Genomic DNA, 16,126 nt, shown 5'->3' on the forward strand with positions numbered 1-16,126 from the left:
CACCGGGTCCGGCTAGTCGCCGAGCACGGCGGAGAGGAAATCGCGCGTGCGCTGCTCCGTCGGCTGCGTGAACATCGTCTCCGGGTCGGCCTCCTCGACGATGCGACCGCCGTCGAACATGAGCACGCGGTTCGAGACGTCGCGCGCGAACTGCATTTCGTGCGTCACGATGAGCATCGTGATGTCGGTCGTGCGCGCCACGTCCCGCAGGATGTTCAGCACTTCGCCCACGATCTCCGGGTCGAGCGCCGACGTCACCTCGTCGAGGAGGAGGATCTCCGGATCCATCGCAAGGGCGCGCGCGACGGCGACCCGCTGCTGCTGACCGCCGGAGAGCTCGAGCGGGTGAGCGTCGGCCTTGTCCGCGAGGCCCACCTTCTCAAGCAGCTCCTTCGCCTTCTCGATCGCGTCGCGCTTCGGCATCTTGAGCACGTGCACGGGCGCCTCGATGAGGTTCTCGAGCACTGTCATGTTCGGGAACAGATTGAACTGCTGGAACACCATGCCGATGCGCTTGCGCACCTCGTTCTTGTGCTTCTCCTTGAGCTCGACGCGCTTGCCGTCGCGCTCGGCGTGCGTGAGCGGTTCGCCATCGATGTAGATGTATCCGCCATTCGCCTCCTCGAGCGTCATCACGAGGCGGAGGATCGTCGTCTTTCCCGATCCGCTCGGGCCGATGAGCGTCACCCGGTCGCCCTTGGCGACGCTGAAGTTCAGGTCCTGCAGGACCACGTTGTCGCCGAAGCGCTTCTCGACGTTGTCGAACCGTATCGCGGGAGTCTCAGCTTGAGTAGGCAAGTCGCTTTTCCAATCGGCCGATGAGGAGGGAGGTCGGGTAGCTGGCGATGAGGAAGATGACGCCAACCGTCGTGATGGATTCGATGTAGGTGAAGTGGTCGCCGCCGAACACGAGGCCCGCACGCACGAGGTCGGTGACCGTGATGGCGATGAGGAACGGCGTGTCCTTGAACATCGAGATGACGTAGTTCCCGAGCGCGGGAATGGTGGATCGCAGGGCCTGCGGGATCACGACGGCGACCCACGTGCGCGTGCGCGACATCGACAGGGCCGTCGTCGCCTCCCACTGACCGGCCGGCACGGCGTCGATTCCGGCCCGGTACACCTCGGCCATGTATGTCGAGTAGTGGATGCCGAAGATGATGACGCCGATCGTCAGCGGCTCGATGTCGAGAAAGAGGTAGTAGGCGAACAGCAGCTGGACGACGATGGGCGTCATCCGAATGAAGTTCACGACGAAGGTCAGCACGCCGGAGACGGGCCTCGGCGCGGACCGCCGTGCGATGGCGATGACGAGTCCGAGCACGGCCGCGATCGCGCTGCCGACGATCGTCACGAGCAGGGTCACCCGCACGAACCCTTCGAGCAGCGCGGGCAGAGCCTCCCAGACGAGAGACCAGTCCCATTGGAGTCCCATCAGGCACCGGCCTTTCCGCTGAGGCTGCGCGGCGTGCGGAAGCTGAGCGCCTCCCGCAGCGACTCACCGCGGCCCAGCTTGTGCTTCGCGCGCACCTCGAGGGCGTTCATGATGAGCGTGAGGGCGTACGCGACGAGGAAGTACAGCACGAGCCCCACCGAATAGGCGAAGAACGTGTCCGTCGTGTTCCTCAGCTTGTCCGTCGCGAAGGTGAGGTCGCCGAGCGTGATGAAGCTCACGATCGCGGTTCCCTTCAGCAGCTGAATGAGCAGGTTGTTGAGCGACGGGATCATGAGCGCCCACGCCTGGGGGAAGATCACGCGCACCATGCGGTGGACACGCCCCATGCTGAGCGCCGTCGTCGCCTCCCACTGGCCCGGCGGCACCGCGTTTATCGACCCGCGCACCACCTCGGCGCTGTAGGCGCCGTAGTTAAGGCCGAGCGCAAGGATGCCGGCGGTCATCGCCGGGAGCTCGACGCCCAGCTGCGGCAGGACGAAGAAGAACCAGAACAGCTGTACGACGAGCGAGGTTCCGCGGAAGAACTCGATGATCACTCGCGCGATCCCGCGCAAGACGACGTTCTGCGCTCGAGCGAGCAGCCCGAGCCCGATTGCCAAGACGAGCGCGAGCAGGGCGCCGCCGATGGTCAGCTGGATCGTTACCCACAATCCTTCGAACACCAGCGGCAGCGCCCTGGTCAGCGCGGCGAAATTGTCGCCCAAGATCAGCCCAGGTCGCCCTTGCAGAGCTGCTCGGTCGTGAGGTCCTCCGGCGGCAGGTTCTCCTCGGTGAAGCCGTAGTCACCGACGAGCGCCATGTACGTGTCGGGGTCGCCCGTGATCTTCGCGAGCTCCTCGTTGTACGCGTCGAGGAGCTTCGTGTCTCCCTTGCGGAACACCGTCGATCCCGCGCCGATCTGCTCGACGCCGTCGATGACCTGCACGAAGGCGTCCGTCGTCTCGACGCCGGCGTCGGGGTTCTTGTCCGCCATCCAGTTGAGCGATATCGCCGTCATCGCGAACGCGTCGGCACGGCCGTTGGAGACGATGTCCATGCCGTCCTGAGCGTTGTCGACTTCGACGGTGTTCGAGATACCGAGGTCCTTCGCGTAACCCGACTCGATGCCGCCCGCGAGGACGGCGAGCTTGACGTCACCGTCTGTCGCCTTGACGGAGTCGAGGTCGGTGAGGCCCTTCGGGTTGCCCTCCGGCACCATGAGAGCCGTCGTGTACATGATCTCGGGGTCGCTGAAGGCGGCCTTCGCGCAACGGTCGGGAAGAATTGACATTCCCGCGCTCACGACGTCGAAGCGTCCCGCGTTCAGTCCGGGGATGAGGGAGTTCCAGTCGGACTCGACGACCTTGATGTTGTCGATGCCGAGGTTCTCGAAGATCTCCTTGTGCATGGCGTAGGTTGCGCCCTGCGGGTCGCCGTTTCCGTCGACCCACGAGTACGGGCGCTCGTTCGCGACCGCGATCGTGATGGTGCCGGAATCCTTGGCCTTCTCGAGCGTGCTTCCCGCTTCGGCCTTGTCGCCGGAGTCCGCGCTGCAGCCGGCCAGGAGACCGAGCGTCAGGATTCCCGCGGCGGCGATGCCCACACGGGCAAGACTGCGTCGCTGTGTCATCGTGTTCCTCTTTCGGTTCTGACGGAGCGGACCTCCCTGCGCAGGCGCAGCGCGAGATCCGGCCCGAAATTGGGGGATGGGCGTGGTTTACCCTATGCCTATTCGCAGACACGCGCACATTCAGACGGTCGTATTGTCTATTTGTATACAGAGTTGTTATCGTTGGCTCGCCCGCCTCGACGCGGGCTGCCTTCCCGCACGAGTCCTGCCCGCGGATGGTGTAAAAGTGGTGAGAGTCACATCGCGCAGCATCCTGTCGCGATCGTCGACGAGAAGAGAAGGATCACTATGGCTCGCAGCACGCACCACAGCGGGGTGCCGGCGTCGGTCTTCCGCGTGCCGCGCACATCGACCGTCGACCTCATCGCTATCGAGCTGCGAAACGCGATATTCTCAGGGGCTCTTCCGGTCGGCAGCGCCATCGGCGAAGTCGAGATCTCCTCGCAGCTCGGCGTCAGCCGAAGCCCTCTGCGCGAAGCGACCCAGCGACTGGTCCAGGAGGGGCTGCTCACGGCGACGCCCGGCCGCGGGCTGCGCGTCAGCATCATCGCCGCCGAGCACGTTCCCGATGTGTACAACGCGCGGGCCGCCGTCGAGGAGCAGGCGATCCGACTGATCGTGCGTCGCGACGACGCGGCCGCGATCGCTGCGCTCGAGGGCCCGTACGCGACGCTCGTCGCCTTGAGCGAGGGGACCGACGCGCGCGCGATCGGCGACGCCGACATCGCGTTCCATCAGGCTCTCGTCGACGCCGCCGGCAGCACGCGGCTCTCGCACTACATGCGCACGCTCGCGATCGAGACGCGCATCGCAAGCTTCAGCGTCCCCGACGGCTACGCCGTTCGCCGCAGCGTCTCCCCCACGTATCGACTCCTCCTCGACGCCTTGCGCGCCAGGGATGCCACGTCCGCCGTCGCTGCCCTCGAGTCGCAGTTCGACGACGCCGTCGCCCGACTCACGGGCGCGGCGCACGACGTCGAGACGCTCGAGCCGGGATCCGACGACGTTCCGGCGACGTTCGAGCCGATCGAGACGCCCGAGCCGTAGCCCCTCCCCCGCTGCCTAGCGGCCGGCCGGCCGGTTTGTCAACCGATTCGCTCGCGGCGCGCTCACGCATACCGTGGAGGGACACGAGGAGGACTCATGTCGCCCAAGGGGACCGCCACAGCCTTTCCGCGCGCCGAGCTGGATGCCACAGCCGCGCTGCTTCGTGACGGGTACGCGTTCGGCACGCGCCGCTTCGACCGGCTGCGCACCGACGTCTTCACCACCCGGCTCCTCGGTCGCAGTGCCACAGTCGTGCGCGGCGCGGACGCCGCCGAGATGTTCTACGGCGACGACCGCTTCGGCCGTGAACGGTCGATGCCCGCGTCCGTCGTCGCTCTCCTGCAGGACGAAGGCAGCGTGCAGTCGCTCACCGGCGCCGAGCACCATCACCGGAAGTCGCTGTTCGTGCGCCTGCTGTCGGACGAGGCGGAGCTCGATGCCGTTGCGGAGATCTTCACGGAGGAATGGCTCGCGAGCTTCCGCAACGTCAATCGCATCGAGCTGCAGGCGGCGCTCGTGCCCCTGCTGACGCGGACAGCGCTCCGCTGGGTGGGGATCGATCCGGCGAGCGTCGATGTCGCGGCGCTCGGCGACTCGCTCTCCGCCATGATCGTCGACGCCGGCCGCTTCGGACCGGCGAACTGGGCCACGCGCCTTCGCCGCCGCCGGGTCGAGGAGTGGGCGACCGCCTACATCGAGTCGCTCCGACGGGAGCACTCGGACCAGGCCACCCCGGCTGCCGAGTTCGCCCTGGCGCGAGACCTCTCCGGAGCTCTGCTGCCCGCCGAGGTCGCCGGGATCGAGCTCATCAACGTGCTGCGGCCGACGGTCGCGATCGGGCGCTTCATCGTCTTCGCCGCGCTCGCGCTGCACCGTTCACGCGAGTGGGCCGAGAAGGTGCGCGACCAGCCGGAGCTGATCCTGCCGTTCGTGCAGGAGGTGCGACGGTTCTTCCCGTTCTTCCCCGTCATCGGCGGGCGCGCGCTCAAGCCGTTCACCTGGCGGGACACTCCGTTCGCGGCCGACGACTGGGTGGTGCTCGACCTCTACGCGACAAATCACGACGCGCAGATCTGGCGGCATCCGGAGCAATTCTCACCCGAGCGCTTCATCGACTGGGAGGGTGACCCGTACACGCTCATCCCGCAGGGTGCGGGAGAAGTCGCCACGGGGCACCGGTGTCCCGGCGAGCGCGCGACGATCCGGATCATGTGCGAGGCCGTTCGCCTGCTCACGACGCGGACGCGGTACGTCGTGCCGAGTCAGCGTCTCGAGATCAGCCTGCGCACGTTCCCCGCCGCGCCCTACAGCGGGTTCATCATGACGGGCGTGCGCTCAGCCTGACCGGTCTCAGACCTCTCCGTTGCGCACTCCGGGTGACGGCCTGCCGGTCGGGGCGGGAGCGTCCTTCGTCTCGGGGATGAGGCGAAGTCCGGGGCCGCTGTTCGCCGTCATGAACATCTCGTCGATCCAGCGACGGTTCAGCTCGGGCGCCACGGGCTCGTCGAACTTGAAGTACAGCGGAATCGAGGGATGCAGCCACACGCTGCTCCGGCCATCCCCCACCTCAGGGTCGTCCTGCCAGTTGAAGAGGAAGCTCTCCCCCTGCCGGAGCTTCGTCGTGATGACGATCTTCAGGTGAGCGAGGACGCGCTCCTCGAACTCGATCTCAATTCCATTCGCGCCATAGAAAAGCTTGGCCACGCTTGCCCCCTTCGAGGTGCCCGATCAGCCTTGTGGCTGATAATTCCTGTTGTCCCATATTGAACGCGATTTCACAATTAGCCGCGCCCGTACGGCACCCGCAGATACGGATGCCGCCACGATCCGATCGCCTAGACGCCGGCGCCGACGCCTTCTTCATCGGCGTCGGACTTCTCTCCGCGCTTTATCGCTTCTGCTTCGGCCTCCGGGATGAGCACGAGACCGCGCACCGTGTGCGAGAGATCCGCCATGACCTCGAGCCAGATGCGATTGAGAGTGGCCGGGCGGCTGCCGAAGAATCGGAACTGCAGCGGGATGCTCGGGGAGACCCAGAGGGACACTCGACCCGAGCCCGCTTCTGGCTCGTTCACCCAATTGAGAAAGAAGCTCTCCTGTCGACGGAGCTTCGACCCGATGACGACCTTGAGATGCGCGAGCGCACGATCATCAATCTCGTACTCGCTCGCGTTGCCGTAGATCAGATATCCCATGGAGCAATCATGCCCCGAGATACGCCTTTGAATGTAACTGTGTCCACCCCCTAGTCCAACCGCGCAGGTACCGCATAAGATAGATGGTTTCGATATCCCGTTCGGGTGACAGAACTGAGCACACCTCGCGAAAGCTATGCCGGCGGCAGGTCGGAGGAGTACCGCGTGAAGCCGTCCCGCAGTTCGACGCGGTGCGGCGTGATGCGCTTCACGTCCTTCCAGAGGACGACGAACGTTCCGCGGTGCCGCCAGGTGATGTAGGCGGCGATCGCGCGCGGACCGTTCATATTCAGGCGCTCGTAGCCGCGATACGACGCCCCGGAACGCGGCCCCACGACGAGTCCGACGAGCTCGGCTCCCGCGATGTGCCGGCCGGGCGGCCCCGTCAGGGCGAAGCGAGCGTCGACCACGCGGCCGAGCCTCTCGCCGGCGGCATCCACCACCTCAAGCCTCTCGAGGTCACTCAGGATCATGGCGGCCTCCCGGTATGTGGCCGATCACGTGGTCGCGCATCCAGCGCTCCGTCCAGGTGATGTCCATGTCGTCGCCGTACGTGTCGATGTGGATGACCGTTCCGATCTCGGTGACGCTCTCCCACGGAATGCGGTGAAAGCGAGACTCCGGCGGGCGACCGCCGAACATGCGCGTCGCGAGCACCGGGCCGTCGAGCAGAGCCACGATTCGCGGAGGCGGGGCGCTCGCATCGACGTCCGCGTCGAATTCGACGCCTTCGAGCTGGATGTCGGCCACCGTGCAGACGGATCGCCCGTCGGCATCCGCCACCTGGTGATCGCTGATCTCCACGATCGCGTCGAAGACGCGCCCGCCGAGCGCGGGCAGTGTGGGCAGGTTGTCGTCGGCCATCAGGCTTCCCCCATTCCGGAGACGATCATGAGCGGGATCGCCGCGATCGCCGCGACGAGGATGATCACAAGGAAGATCGTGCCGAGCACGTTCGTCACGCGCCCGTTCACATGCTCGCCCATGTACTGGGGGTCGTTCGAGACGATCAGGATCGGGATGTACGTGAGCGGAAGCGCGATCGCCGAGAAGACGACGGAGAACTCGGTGACGGTGATCGGGTCGACTCCCGTGAAGAGCACGCCGAGGCCGACGATGAGGCACACGATCATGACCATGTGGAAGCGCGCCGCCTTGGCCGGGCGCTGGGACTTGCCCCACGTCCAGCCGAAGAACTGGGCGATGGTGTAGCCGCTCGAGAGCGTCGTCTCGAGCGCCGCGCCGAACGTCGCGGCGACGATTCCGACGAGGACGATCGCGAGAGCGAGAGTGCCGCCCGCCTGCACGACCGGCAGCACCATTTGCGAGAGCGACGTGACCTCGACGTGCTTCGGCAGCAGCACGATCGTCGCGCAGATCGCGATGGCGATCGAGAGCAGGCCGCCGAGCGGGAAGCCGACGAAGACGTTCATCTTCGACGTCGAGAGGTCCTTGACGGTCCACTTCTCCTCGACGGCGCCCGATGAGAAGAAGAACACTTCGTACGGCGTCATCGCGGCCCCGAACAGGGCGACGGCGAAGTACCAGTACGAGAAGGGGTTCTCGCCGGCCGGAACGGCCGGGACGGCCATCGTCGCGAGCTCCTTCCAGTCCGGGCCGAGCAGGAACACGGCGACGGCGAAGACGATGAGGCACAGTCCGACGAAGCCGGCGACGTTCTCCATGACGGTGAACTTGACGCGCCAGATGACGAGCCAGACCGCGAACGCCGCGACGGGGAACCACAGCGTGGGCGACACCGAGCTCGCGAGGTACAGCGCGAGGGCGACGCCGCCGACTTCGGCCGTCAGGGTCATGAGGTTGATCATGAACGAGGCGGCGAGGTTCGCGAGGGCGGGGCGCGGTCCCAGGCGTTCGCGGATGATCTCGAACGTCGCCCGCCCGCTCACGGCCGCGACCTTGCCCGACATGTTCGCGAAGACGCAGATGCCCACGATGCCGACGATGACGACCCACACGAGCGAGGTGCCGAAGCGCGCGCCGACGACAGCGTTCGTGACGAGGTCGCCGATGTCGACGAACCCGCCGATGGCGGTGAGAATGCCGAGGGCGATCGAGAGGAGCTTCTTCACGGCGACTCCCCCACCCGGTGCAGGGCGGCGTCGATGGACGTCGAGGCACTCGAGAGAGCTCGCTTCTGCGCGCCGATCGAGGCGTCCGGATGCTGCGACAGAGTCGCGTGCGCGGAGGCCACGGCGTCGGCGGCATCCCTCACCGCTTCGACCGCCTCCCGGTACACGGCGTGGTCGGCGCCCTTCCCGGAGGCCGCGATCGAGGTCTCGGCGTCGCGCAGGTCTCGCGTCATGTCACCGAGCAGCCCCGTGAGCGCCGGCCAGGTGAGCTTGCCGTCGGCGTAGAGGTCGAGTCCGAGAGTGCTCGAGTTCACCGACGAGCGCGCCGACTCGAGCGGGGACCGCAGTTGCGCCGTGCCGCCTGCGCACGCGGTGAGCACGACGAGAACAGCGGCCATGACAAGCGCGGCGACTCCGCGTCGCGCCGTCACTCGCGCTCCACCGTTCATGATTCGAACGTAGCGACGCGGCGCCGCGCGCGGTCACCCCTTGCGGCGAGGGTGAAGTTGTGTCAACCCCTTGAGCGGCCTCTCACGGCGCTCTTAGCGTCAGTTGTCCGGTGCGACCGCTCGCCAGCGCCCGGCACGACTCGACGAGCAGGAAGGGCACCGACATGAGCGTTCGCCTGCGCACCGCCGACACCTCGGCGCCCGGGTGGACGTTGGAGATCGTCGATTCCGAGCGCCGCATCGTCGACGCGCGCGGCAAGCCCGTCACCGGTGCCGAGGCGATCGCACGGGTGGAGGCGCTCGTGATTCCGCCCGCCTGGACGAATCTGTGGATCGCACCGCAGGCGAACGCCCACATCCAGGCGGTGGGGACGGATGCCGCCGGCCGGCGTCAGTACATCTACCACGAGCGGTGGCAGCAGCGTCGGCTGCGGCTCAAGTATGAGCGGGCGCTCGAGCTCGCGGCATCCCTCCCCCGCGCCCGCGGCCTCGTGACACGCGACTTGCGCACGGGCTACGGCACCCGGGAACGCGCCCTCGCCGTCGCGTTCCGGCTGCTCGACAGCGCGTTCCTGCGCGTGGGCAGCGAGCGGTATGCCGCCCGCCACGGCAGCCGCGGCCTCACGACCCTGTTGAACCAGCACGCGACAGTGTCGGGCGACACGGTGATCCTCGACTTCGCGGGGAAGAGCGGCATGGAGTGGGGTTCACAGACGACAGACGCCGAGCTCGCGTCGGCCGTGCGCTCGCTCAAACGGCGCGGGCGAGACGAGCGCCTGCTCTCGTGGCGCGACGGCACGGCTTGGCATGCTCTCAGCGCCTCGGATGTCAACGCGTACGTGCGCGAGCGCACGAACGGTGACTTCACCGCCAAGGACTTCCGCACGCTGCACGGCACCATCACGGCAGCGGCCGAACTCGCGTCGCTCGGGCCCCAGGAGTCGGCGGCCGAGCGCAAGCGGATGGTCACGGAGGCAGTGCAGCGCACGGCGGATATCCTCGGGAACACGCCGGCCGTCGCGCGCGCGAGCTATATCGACCCCCGGGTGATCGACCGCTACAGGGACGGCCTCGTGATCGAGACCGGGCACATCGCGCCCGAGCGCGCGCTTCGCGAGCTCATCCTGCAGCATGACGAGGGAGACGACGATGAGTGATAAGTCGGCAGACATCGCGGAGCGAATCGCAGAGGTCGCCGGTCGCGGAGGGCTCACGATCGCCGTGGCCGAGTCCCTCACGAGCGGCGCCATCGCGTCGGTGCTGGGAGCCGCCTCAGACGCGTCGACGTGGTTCACCGGCGGAGTCGTCGCCTACGCGAGCGCCGTGAAGTTCGAGCTGCTCTCGGTCGAGAAGGGCCCCGTCGTGACGGCGAGCGCGGCGGAGCAGATGGCGGCCGGCGTGCGGGATCTCCTGCATTCCGACATCGCTGTCGCCGTCACGGGCGCCGGTGGCCCCGAGCCGCAGGACGGCCAGCCGGGCGGCACGGTGTTCCTCGCCGTCGCTTCGGCCGACGGGGTGCATGTCGAGAAGCGCAGCTTCGACGGCTCCCCGAGCGAAGTCGTGCACGCGACAGTGGCCGAGGCGCTCACTCTGCTGCTCAAGCGCATGCGCGGCCCCGCCTAACCCACGCGCGACGCAGAGGTCAAGCCCTTTCGCGTTTGCCCGCAGAAGCGGAGCATGAGGATATGACTTCCCCTTCTCTCTCCGCCGTTGCCCTTGTCACGACGCTCAAGCCCTCGCCGGCTCAATCGAGCAGCGACCTCATGGCCGATCAGATCATGCAGGCGCTGTCGGGTCATGGTGTGGTCGGCGAGACGATCCGCATCGCAGACCACGATGTGAAGCCGGGTGTCGAGACCGATATGGGAGACGGCGACGAGTGGCCGGGCATCCGCGAGAAGATCCTCGCCGCCGACATCCTCGTGCTGTGCACGCCGACCTGGGCGGGCCATCCCTCGAGTCTGTCCCAGCGGGTGATCGAGCGCCTCGACGCCGAATTGAGCGAGACGGATGCCGACGGGCGGCCGATCCTCTTCGGGAAGGTGGCTCTCGTGGGCGTCGTCGGCAACGAGGACGGCGCACATGCGATCGTCGCCGATCTCTTCCAGGCGCTCAACGACTTCGGTTACACGCTTCCCGCTCAAGGCTGCACGTACTGGAACGGCGAGGCGATGCACAAGACGGATTACAAAGACCTCACGACGACACCGAGTGCGACGGCGTCCGCGACGAGCACGGCAGCCGCAAATGCCGCGCACCTCGCCGCTGCGCTGCGCGCGGAGAACTACCCGGTGCCCTCGTCGTGACGGGCGTGTGAGAGAGCGGTCGCGGCGTTTCTGGGGGCATTCCGACCGAACACACGAAGTGGCCCTCGCAGAGATGCGAGGGCCACTTTTCCATGCGGACTACTTGTCGAAGAGGTCGTCGGCGCCGTCCTTCACATCGCGACCGGCATCCTTGACGTCTTCCCCGACCTTCTTGGCCGTGGCCTTGGTCTGGTCGACGCGTCCTTCGTTCGCCATGCTCTCGTTGTCGGTCGCCTCGCCGATGCCTTCCTTGGCCTTGCCCTTCGCGTCTTCCGCAGCGTTACTGATCTTGTCTCCGAGACCCATGGTGAGCTCCTTTCGTGGATGAGCCTTCACGCTACGAGGGCGCGGAATCACCGACAAGGGGTTGACAGTGCCGGCGAGAAAGACGCTCGCGTGAAGCCGGAAGCCCGGCGTTACCACGCGCTTTCCAAGGGTGCCACCCCCTTGCCCGCACTCTCGGTCCGACCGAGCCTGGTTGGGCACCCGGGAAGCTTCCGGGACAACGCAGGGAGGACGCAATGGCTCAACTGGATCCCGTGGATCCGCTCGATCCGAAGAAGAACTCCGATCTCCCGTCGTCGCAGGCCAGCCGGGACGGCGATCCCACGAAAATGCGCAACCAGAAGGCGCTGCGCACCTCCAGCGGGCGCATCTGGCTGATCGTCGGCGCTCTGCTCGTCATCGCCTGTCTCGTCACGCTGCTGCCGATGATCGCGCTCGGCACCCCTGTGCCGGTCATCGCCTCGATCATCATCGTGCTGCTGTACGCGGGCATGTTCGTCGTGCGCTTCGTCGTCGACGACAGACGGAAGCGACTGTTCTGGCTCGCGGTGCTCTTCTGTCTTATCGCCGTCGTCGGCCTCATCGCCGTGATCATCCCGGCGTTCGCAGAACACTCACCCCTCTGACATCCGAAACACAACCAGAGAAGGAGACCACGATGGCCGAACGCGGAAGCTCGAAGCACGGTCCGAATCTTGACGACGAGCTCAAACACGAGACGAGCGGCATGGTGAACGGCACCCAGCCCGATCACGTCGAGGAATTCCGTCAGACCGAGGGCATGCCCGACGACACCGACAGCCAAGAGGTCGACGACGCCGCCCACATGAGGGGAAACGAAGTCGATGCCGACCTCCCATGGGAGAAGGAGGATGACGATGGCCGTTGAGCGAGAACTCCTGATCGACATCCTGCGCGACACGCAGCCGAAGTCGATGGTGTACATGAACTCGACGGTCGGCAACGAGAATCCCGAGGGCACGCGCGAGAACCGACGCAAGCGAGTTCGCGAAGGGCTGACACATGCCGGCGCGCCCCTCTCCGACGTCGAGACGATCATCGCCGAGATGTCGCAAGTGACGGGCGTCGCCGATCCATCGGCACGATTCGTCGTCGCCCGCAACGGCCGACTGCTCTATCACTCCGTCATGGGCGGACCCATGACGAGCAAGGAGTGCATCCACCACGGGCCCGTCGTCGACGTGACGCCCCTTCTGATGCAAGTGCCCGATGACGACTGCTTCCTCGTCGTGCGCGTCAGCCGCGGCGGCGGAGACATCAGCGTGGTCGTCGAAGGCGATCGTGAGCCGATGTTCTCGCGCAGAATCGAGGGGGACACGAGCGACATCAACAAGGTGAGCGTCGGCCGCATGTCCGAAGCCGGGCACCAGCGACATGTCGAGGAGGTGTGGAAACACAATCAAGACGAGATCGCCGGCCACATCACGGAGCTGATCGCCTCGCACCACCCGCGAGTGATCTTCCTCTCCGGTGATGTGCGCGCCGTGCAGCTCCTCACCGAGCAGCTCAGCGATCAGGCTCGGCATCTGCTGCACGTCATCCCCGGAGAGGGAAACGCCGAGGGCGCCTCTGAGGAGGGCATTCGGCACGCCATCGACATTCACCTCGATGCCGCGCGCCGGCGCACGAACAAAGAGATCCTTGATCGCTCCGCCGCCTCAAGCGGTCAGGAGCAGGCCCGCGGAATCGGAGCCGTGGTGCATGCGCTCGCACAGGGCCAAGCCGAGGTCGTGCTCATCGATCCCACGGTGCTGCTCGAGCATGACCTGCTCGCGCTGGACGCCGAGCCGTGGGTCGCGACAGCGCCCGAGGACAAACTCGACGCGAACGTGCTCGAGGACATCGTCGCCACCGCAGCGATCGTTCGGGCCGCCGTGCTCACGAACGCACGGGTTCGCTTCGTCGACCCCGACGAGATCGGGGTCGGAGTCGGCGTCGTGGCAGCCCTGCGCTGGCCGGTCGGGCCGCCGACACCCTAGCCGTACATTCAGATTCAGAGAAGGGAAACACTATGACCTCACTCAACGGAGCGAATGTCGCATTCCTCGCCACGAACGGCTTCGAGGACAGCGAGCTGACGAGCCCGTGGAACGCACTCGACGGCGCCGGCGCGGTGCCGACCATGGTGTCGCCGAACGCCGACGCCATCACGGGGAAGAACGGTCACTCCCAGGACGTGGATCTGCTCAGCCGCGATGCGAAGGCAGAGGACTACGACGCGCTCGTGCTCCCCGGCGGCGTCGTGAACGCCGACCACTTGCGCATGGACAAGGACTCCATCGCGTTCGCGAAGGCGTTCTTCGAGCAGCACAAGCCCGTGGGCGTCATCTGCCACGGCGCCTGGATCCTCATCGAGGCGGGCGTCGTCGACGGGCGGACCATGACGAGCTACCCGAGTCTGCAGACCGACTTGCGCAACGCGGGTGCCGCCTGGGTGGACAAGGAGGTCGTTGTCGACCAGGGCCTCGTCTCGAGCAGGACCCCTGACGACCTGCCGGCCTTCAACGACAAGGTCATCGAGGAGATCGGCGAAGGAAAGCACCGCGGTCAGACCGCCTGAGAGTTCCCACGCGGTCTGACCGAGACCTACCGCGCGAAACCTACCGGGCGAGCGGCGCCGGGAGGTGCGAGAGCATGTTCTGCGCGAAGAAGTCGCGCAGTTCGCTCGTCGCCGTGAGCGGAAGCACGTGCGCCACGTACTGGTCCGGTCGCACGATGACGACGCAGCCGTCCCGGTCGATGCCTCGCTCGTCGAAGTAGTCGTGCGCCGGGTCGACGGCGTACACCTTCTCATAGTCGATGAGCTGGAACGGTCCGACCTCCGGCAGGAAGATCTTCGGCACCATGCTGATGTCGACGTCTTCAAAGCGCTGCTGGTAGATCACCTTCGCGTCGAAGACGCTGTCGACGTCGGCGCCTTCGGGCGTGAAGAGCTTCACCGGCGAGTCTTCGGCGCTCGCGAGCCATTCGGCCCATTCGGCGAGCTTCGACGGCTGGCCCGCAGCGGGACGGTCGGCGAAGGCGTAGAGGCGCCAGCGACCATCGGCGCGGGCGTGGTGCCCCAGTTGCACAGGGTTCGTGTCGCCGACCCGGTATGCGCGCGCTGACTTGAACCGTTTGCCGATCGTGTACCCCTCCGCGAGGTGCTGGTGGCTCGCATCACCCGTGAGCATCGAGGGCGTGTACTGGGTCATGAACCCAGCCGGGAACTCCGCCGTCGACACGTAGAAGGCCGCGAGCTCGTCGGGCGACGAGAACTCCTCGGGCTTCTTCGCCATCATCGTCGACCACTCACGGTCGAAGTCGATGAGGTTCTGCGCGATGACCTGGCGCTCCGCCGAGTAGGTGGCGAGCAGCGATTCGGGGCTGCGGCCCTCGAGCACCTGGCCGAGCTTCCAGCCCAGGTTGAAGCCGTCCTGCATCGACACGTTCATTCCCTGGCCGGCCTTCGCGCTGTGCGTGTGGCAGGCGTCGCCCGTGATGAACACGCGCGGCATGCGCTCGGCCGTGGCCTCGGCGGGAACGTCGTCGAACTTGTCGGTCAGGCGGTGCCCGACCTCGTACACGCTGAACCATGCGACGTCGCGCACGTCGAGCGTGTAGGGGTTGAGGATGCGGTTCGCCTTCGCGATGATCTGCTCCACGGTCGTGCCGCGTACCGCGTGGTTGTCGTCGGGCGACGTCTCGCCGAGGTCGACGTACATGCGAAACAGGTAGCCGCCCTCGCGTGGGATGAGCAGGATGCTGCCTTCCGTGTTCGACTGGATGGCGCACTTCGTGCGGATGTCGGGGAAGTCGGTGACCGACAGCACGTCCATGACGCCCCACGCGTGGAACGACTCGCCGCCGCTGAGCGACCGACCGATGGAGCCGCGCACGGCGCTGCGCGCACCGTCGCAGCCCACGACGTACTTGGCCCGCACGATGCGCTCCTCACCCGCGTGCTCCCCTGCCGTGGCGCGCAGGGTGACAGCCACGGGGTATTCGCCCTCCTCGGCGACGTCGAGCGTCACGAAATCCCACCCGTAGTCCGGGCGGATGCGCGCGGGCCCGTTCGCGGCGTACTCGGCGAAGTAGTCGAGCACGCGCGCCTGGTTCACGATCAGGTGGGGGAACTCGCTGATGCCGTGCGGGTCGTCTTCCGCGCGCTGGCTGCGGATGATCTTCGAGGGGTCGGCGGGGTCAGGGCTCCAGAAGTTCATTGACGACAAGTGGAACGCCTCGGCGATGATGCGCTCGGCGAAGCCGAACGCCTGGAACGTCTCGACGCTGCGCGCCTGGATGCCGTCGGCCTGACCGATCTCGAGGCGGCCGGGACGACGCTCGATGATGCGCGTCGTGACCGAGGGGTACTGCGACAGCTGAGCCGCGAGCACCATTCCCGCAGGACCTGAGCCGACGATCAGCACGTCCATCTCGTCGGGGAGCTCGTCGGGCCGGTCGATCCCGGTCCCTGACGCGGGCAGCACCTTCGGGTCGCCGGAGACATAGCCGTGGTGGTGAAACTGCATCGTCGTTGATCCTTACTCAGACTTCGGTGTCGGGTATTGTGCACCGTCGCGGCGTGTTCTATAGTCGAACACGCCGTTCTACTATTGAACAAATGCTACGGCCACGACCTATCCGATGCAAGCGCGTGCCGCTTCCCGAGGGCAAGGAGATTCC

The 16,126-nt window shown here is 66.6% G+C and carries 21 protein-coding genes; 9 read left to right on the plus strand and 12 right to left on the minus strand.

Annotated features, from left to right (window positions below):
- Window positions 1-12: 12 nt before the first annotated feature.
- The 4 genes from ehuA to ehuB are packed head-to-tail and all read right to left on the minus strand — an operon-like array spanning window position 13 to window position 3,065.
- The gene (gene ehuA / locus BLV49_RS03230; protein ID WP_091179755.1) at window positions 13-798 is read right to left on the minus strand and encodes an ectoine/hydroxyectoine ABC transporter ATP-binding protein EhuA; all 786 of its coding nucleotides are present in this window, start codon (window positions 796-798) and stop codon (window positions 13-15) included.
- A complete protein-coding gene (gene ehuD, locus BLV49_RS03235) occupies window positions 782-1,435 on the minus strand; it encodes an ectoine/hydroxyectoine ABC transporter permease subunit EhuD (protein WP_091179757.1) in 654 nt (217 codons plus the stop codon). The genes ehuA and ehuD overlap by 17 nt, the downstream gene beginning before the upstream one ends.
- Entirely contained in the window at window positions 1,435-2,118 is a 684-nt protein-coding gene (ehuC, locus tag BLV49_RS03240; RefSeq protein WP_342706610.1) for an ectoine/hydroxyectoine ABC transporter permease subunit EhuC, read from the minus strand. Before ehuC ends, ehuD begins: the two co-directional genes overlap by 1 nt.
- A 44-nt stretch (window positions 2,119-2,162) precedes the next feature.
- Entirely contained in the window at window positions 2,163-3,065 is a 903-nt protein-coding gene (gene ehuB, locus BLV49_RS03245; protein ID WP_091179759.1) for an ectoine/hydroxyectoine ABC transporter substrate-binding protein EhuB, read from the minus strand.
- 288 nt (window positions 3,066-3,353) lie between these two features.
- Between ehuB and BLV49_RS03250 the strand changes: the two genes are divergently transcribed.
- Together BLV49_RS03250 and BLV49_RS03255 are read left to right on the plus strand one after the other, a co-directional pair.
- Entirely contained in the window at window positions 3,354-4,112 is a 759-nt protein-coding gene (locus BLV49_RS03250) for a GntR family transcriptional regulator (RefSeq protein ID WP_091179760.1), read from the plus strand.
- A 96-nt stretch (window positions 4,113-4,208) separates the two neighbouring features.
- Complete coding sequence (locus tag BLV49_RS03255) at window positions 4,209-5,456, plus strand: cytochrome P450 (protein ID WP_091179761.1); 1,248 nt, start codon at window positions 4,209-4,211, stop codon at window positions 5,454-5,456.
- A 6-nt stretch (window positions 5,457-5,462) separates the two neighbouring features.
- Here the strand turns inward: BLV49_RS03255 and BLV49_RS03260 are convergent, their stop codons facing one another.
- The 6 genes from BLV49_RS03260 to BLV49_RS03285 form a co-directional block, all read right to left on the minus strand.
- Window positions 5,463-5,816: a DUF7882 family protein gene (locus tag BLV49_RS03260; protein WP_091179762.1), complete on the minus strand. Its 354-nt coding sequence runs from the start codon at window positions 5,814-5,816 to the stop codon at window positions 5,463-5,465.
- Window positions 5,817-5,947: 131 nt separating this feature from the next.
- Window positions 5,948-6,307, minus strand: coding sequence for a DUF7882 family protein (locus tag BLV49_RS03265; RefSeq protein ID WP_091179764.1), 360 nt, complete (start codon window positions 6,305-6,307; stop codon window positions 5,948-5,950).
- Between the two features lie 134 nt (window positions 6,308-6,441).
- Complete coding sequence (locus BLV49_RS03270) at window positions 6,442-6,780, minus strand: PRC-barrel domain-containing protein (RefSeq protein ID WP_091179767.1); 339 nt, start codon at window positions 6,778-6,780, stop codon at window positions 6,442-6,444.
- Window positions 6,767-7,171 (minus strand): hypothetical protein, encoded by a 405-nt coding sequence (locus BLV49_RS03275; RefSeq protein WP_091179769.1) that lies wholly within the window; start codon window positions 7,169-7,171, stop codon window positions 6,767-6,769. Before BLV49_RS03275 ends, BLV49_RS03270 begins: the two co-directional genes overlap by 14 nt.
- Window positions 7,171-8,400 carry an NRAMP family divalent metal transporter gene (locus BLV49_RS03280; protein WP_091179771.1) on the minus strand — a complete coding sequence of 410 codons (1,230 nt, stop codon included), beginning with the start codon at window positions 8,398-8,400 and terminating at the stop codon, window positions 7,171-7,173. Before BLV49_RS03280 ends, BLV49_RS03275 begins: the two co-directional genes overlap by 1 nt.
- The gene (locus BLV49_RS03285; RefSeq protein WP_143033938.1) at window positions 8,397-8,849 is read right to left on the minus strand and encodes a hypothetical protein; all 453 of its coding nucleotides are present in this window, start codon (window positions 8,847-8,849) and stop codon (window positions 8,397-8,399) included. The genes BLV49_RS03280 and BLV49_RS03285 overlap by 4 nt, the downstream gene beginning before the upstream one ends.
- Window positions 8,850-9,013: 164 nt before the next feature.
- Between BLV49_RS03285 and BLV49_RS03290 the strand changes: the two genes are divergently transcribed.
- The 3 genes from BLV49_RS03290 (at window position 9,014) to BLV49_RS03300 (ending at window position 11,155) form a co-directional block, all read left to right on the plus strand.
- Window positions 9,014-10,006, plus strand: a complete 993-nt coding sequence (locus BLV49_RS03290; protein ID WP_091186700.1) for a DNA topoisomerase IB — start codon at window positions 9,014-9,016, stop codon at window positions 10,004-10,006.
- Window positions 9,999-10,472, plus strand: coding sequence for a CinA family protein (locus BLV49_RS03295; RefSeq protein WP_218132587.1), 474 nt, complete (start codon window positions 9,999-10,001; stop codon window positions 10,470-10,472). The genes BLV49_RS03290 and BLV49_RS03295 overlap by 8 nt, the downstream gene beginning before the upstream one ends.
- Window positions 10,473-10,534: 62 nt before the next feature.
- Window positions 10,535-11,155, plus strand: coding sequence for a flavodoxin family protein (locus BLV49_RS03300; RefSeq protein WP_091179777.1), 621 nt, complete (start codon window positions 10,535-10,537; stop codon window positions 11,153-11,155).
- 99 nt (window positions 11,156-11,254) lie between these two features.
- Here BLV49_RS03300 and BLV49_RS03305 read toward each other — a convergent pair whose 3' ends face one another.
- Entirely contained in the window at window positions 11,255-11,461 is a 207-nt protein-coding gene (locus BLV49_RS03305) for a CsbD family protein (protein WP_091179779.1), read from the minus strand.
- Window positions 11,462-11,676: 215 nt separating this feature from the next.
- Here BLV49_RS03305 and BLV49_RS03310 point away from each other — a divergent pair, with 215 nt between their 5' ends.
- The 4 genes from BLV49_RS03310 to BLV49_RS03325 are packed head-to-tail and all read left to right on the plus strand — an operon-like array spanning window position 11,677 to window position 14,021.
- A complete protein-coding gene (locus BLV49_RS03310) occupies window positions 11,677-12,066 on the plus strand; it encodes an SdpI family protein (RefSeq protein ID WP_091179781.1) in 390 nt (129 codons plus the stop codon).
- A gap of 32 nt (window positions 12,067-12,098) precedes the next feature.
- The gene (locus BLV49_RS03315; protein WP_091179783.1) at window positions 12,099-12,329 is read left to right on the plus strand and encodes a hypothetical protein; all 231 of its coding nucleotides are present in this window, start codon (window positions 12,099-12,101) and stop codon (window positions 12,327-12,329) included.
- Window positions 12,319-13,440: a baeRF2 domain-containing protein gene (locus BLV49_RS03320; RefSeq protein WP_091179785.1), complete on the plus strand. Its 1,122-nt coding sequence runs from the start codon at window positions 12,319-12,321 to the stop codon at window positions 13,438-13,440. The genes BLV49_RS03315 and BLV49_RS03320 overlap by 11 nt, the downstream gene beginning before the upstream one ends.
- 32 nt (window positions 13,441-13,472) lie before the next feature.
- Window positions 13,473-14,021 (plus strand): type 1 glutamine amidotransferase domain-containing protein, encoded by a 549-nt coding sequence (locus tag BLV49_RS03325; RefSeq protein ID WP_091179786.1) that lies wholly within the window; start codon window positions 13,473-13,475, stop codon window positions 14,019-14,021.
- Between the two features lie 40 nt (window positions 14,022-14,061).
- Here the strand turns inward: BLV49_RS03325 and BLV49_RS03330 are convergent, their stop codons facing one another.
- Entirely contained in the window at window positions 14,062-15,972 is a 1,911-nt protein-coding gene (locus BLV49_RS03330) for an FAD-binding monooxygenase (RefSeq protein WP_091179789.1), read from the minus strand.
- Between the last annotated feature and the right edge of the window lie 154 nt (window positions 15,973-16,126).

Source organism: Paramicrobacterium humi (genome assembly GCF_900105715.1).
Lineage (GTDB): Bacteria > Actinomycetota > Actinomycetes > Actinomycetales > Microbacteriaceae > Paramicrobacterium > Paramicrobacterium humi.

Coding starts and splice junctions, on each gene's coding strand:
- ehuD (WP_091179757.1), bottom strand. CDS start 1,435: ATGGGACTCCAATGGGACTGGTCTCTCGTCTGGGAGGCTCTGCCCGCG.
- ehuB (WP_091179759.1), bottom strand. CDS start 3,065: ATGACACAGCGACGCAGTCTTGCCCGTGTGGGCATCGCCGCCGCGGGA.
- BLV49_RS03250 (WP_091179760.1), top strand. CDS start 3,354: ATGGCTCGCAGCACGCACCACAGCGGGGTGCCGGCGTCGGTCTTCCGC.
- BLV49_RS03255 (WP_091179761.1), top strand. CDS start 4,209: ATGTCGCCCAAGGGGACCGCCACAGCCTTTCCGCGCGCCGAGCTGGAT.
- BLV49_RS03265 (WP_091179764.1), bottom strand. CDS start 6,307: ATGGGATATCTGATCTACGGCAACGCGAGCGAGTACGAGATTGATGAT.
- BLV49_RS03270 (WP_091179767.1), bottom strand. CDS start 6,780: ATGATCCTGAGTGACCTCGAGAGGCTTGAGGTGGTGGATGCCGCCGGC.
- BLV49_RS03275 (WP_091179769.1), bottom strand. CDS start 7,171: ATGGCCGACGACAACCTGCCCACACTGCCCGCGCTCGGCGGGCGCGTC.
- BLV49_RS03285 (WP_143033938.1), bottom strand. CDS start 8,849: ATGAACGGTGGAGCGCGAGTGACGGCGCGACGCGGAGTCGCCGCGCTT.
- BLV49_RS03290 (WP_091186700.1), top strand. CDS start 9,014: ATGAGCGTTCGCCTGCGCACCGCCGACACCTCGGCGCCCGGGTGGACG.
- BLV49_RS03295 (WP_218132587.1), top strand. CDS start 9,999: ATGAGTGATAAGTCGGCAGACATCGCGGAGCGAATCGCAGAGGTCGCC.
- BLV49_RS03300 (WP_091179777.1), top strand. CDS start 10,535: ATGACTTCCCCTTCTCTCTCCGCCGTTGCCCTTGTCACGACGCTCAAG.
- BLV49_RS03305 (WP_091179779.1), bottom strand. CDS start 11,461: ATGGGTCTCGGAGACAAGATCAGTAACGCTGCGGAAGACGCGAAGGGC.
- BLV49_RS03310 (WP_091179781.1), top strand. CDS start 11,677: ATGGCTCAACTGGATCCCGTGGATCCGCTCGATCCGAAGAAGAACTCC.
- BLV49_RS03315 (WP_091179783.1), top strand. CDS start 12,099: ATGGCCGAACGCGGAAGCTCGAAGCACGGTCCGAATCTTGACGACGAG.
- BLV49_RS03320 (WP_091179785.1), top strand. CDS start 12,319: ATGGCCGTTGAGCGAGAACTCCTGATCGACATCCTGCGCGACACGCAG.
- BLV49_RS03325 (WP_091179786.1), top strand. CDS start 13,473: ATGACCTCACTCAACGGAGCGAATGTCGCATTCCTCGCCACGAACGGC.
- BLV49_RS03330 (WP_091179789.1), bottom strand. CDS start 15,972: ATGCAGTTTCACCACCACGGCTATGTCTCCGGCGACCCGAAGGTGCTG.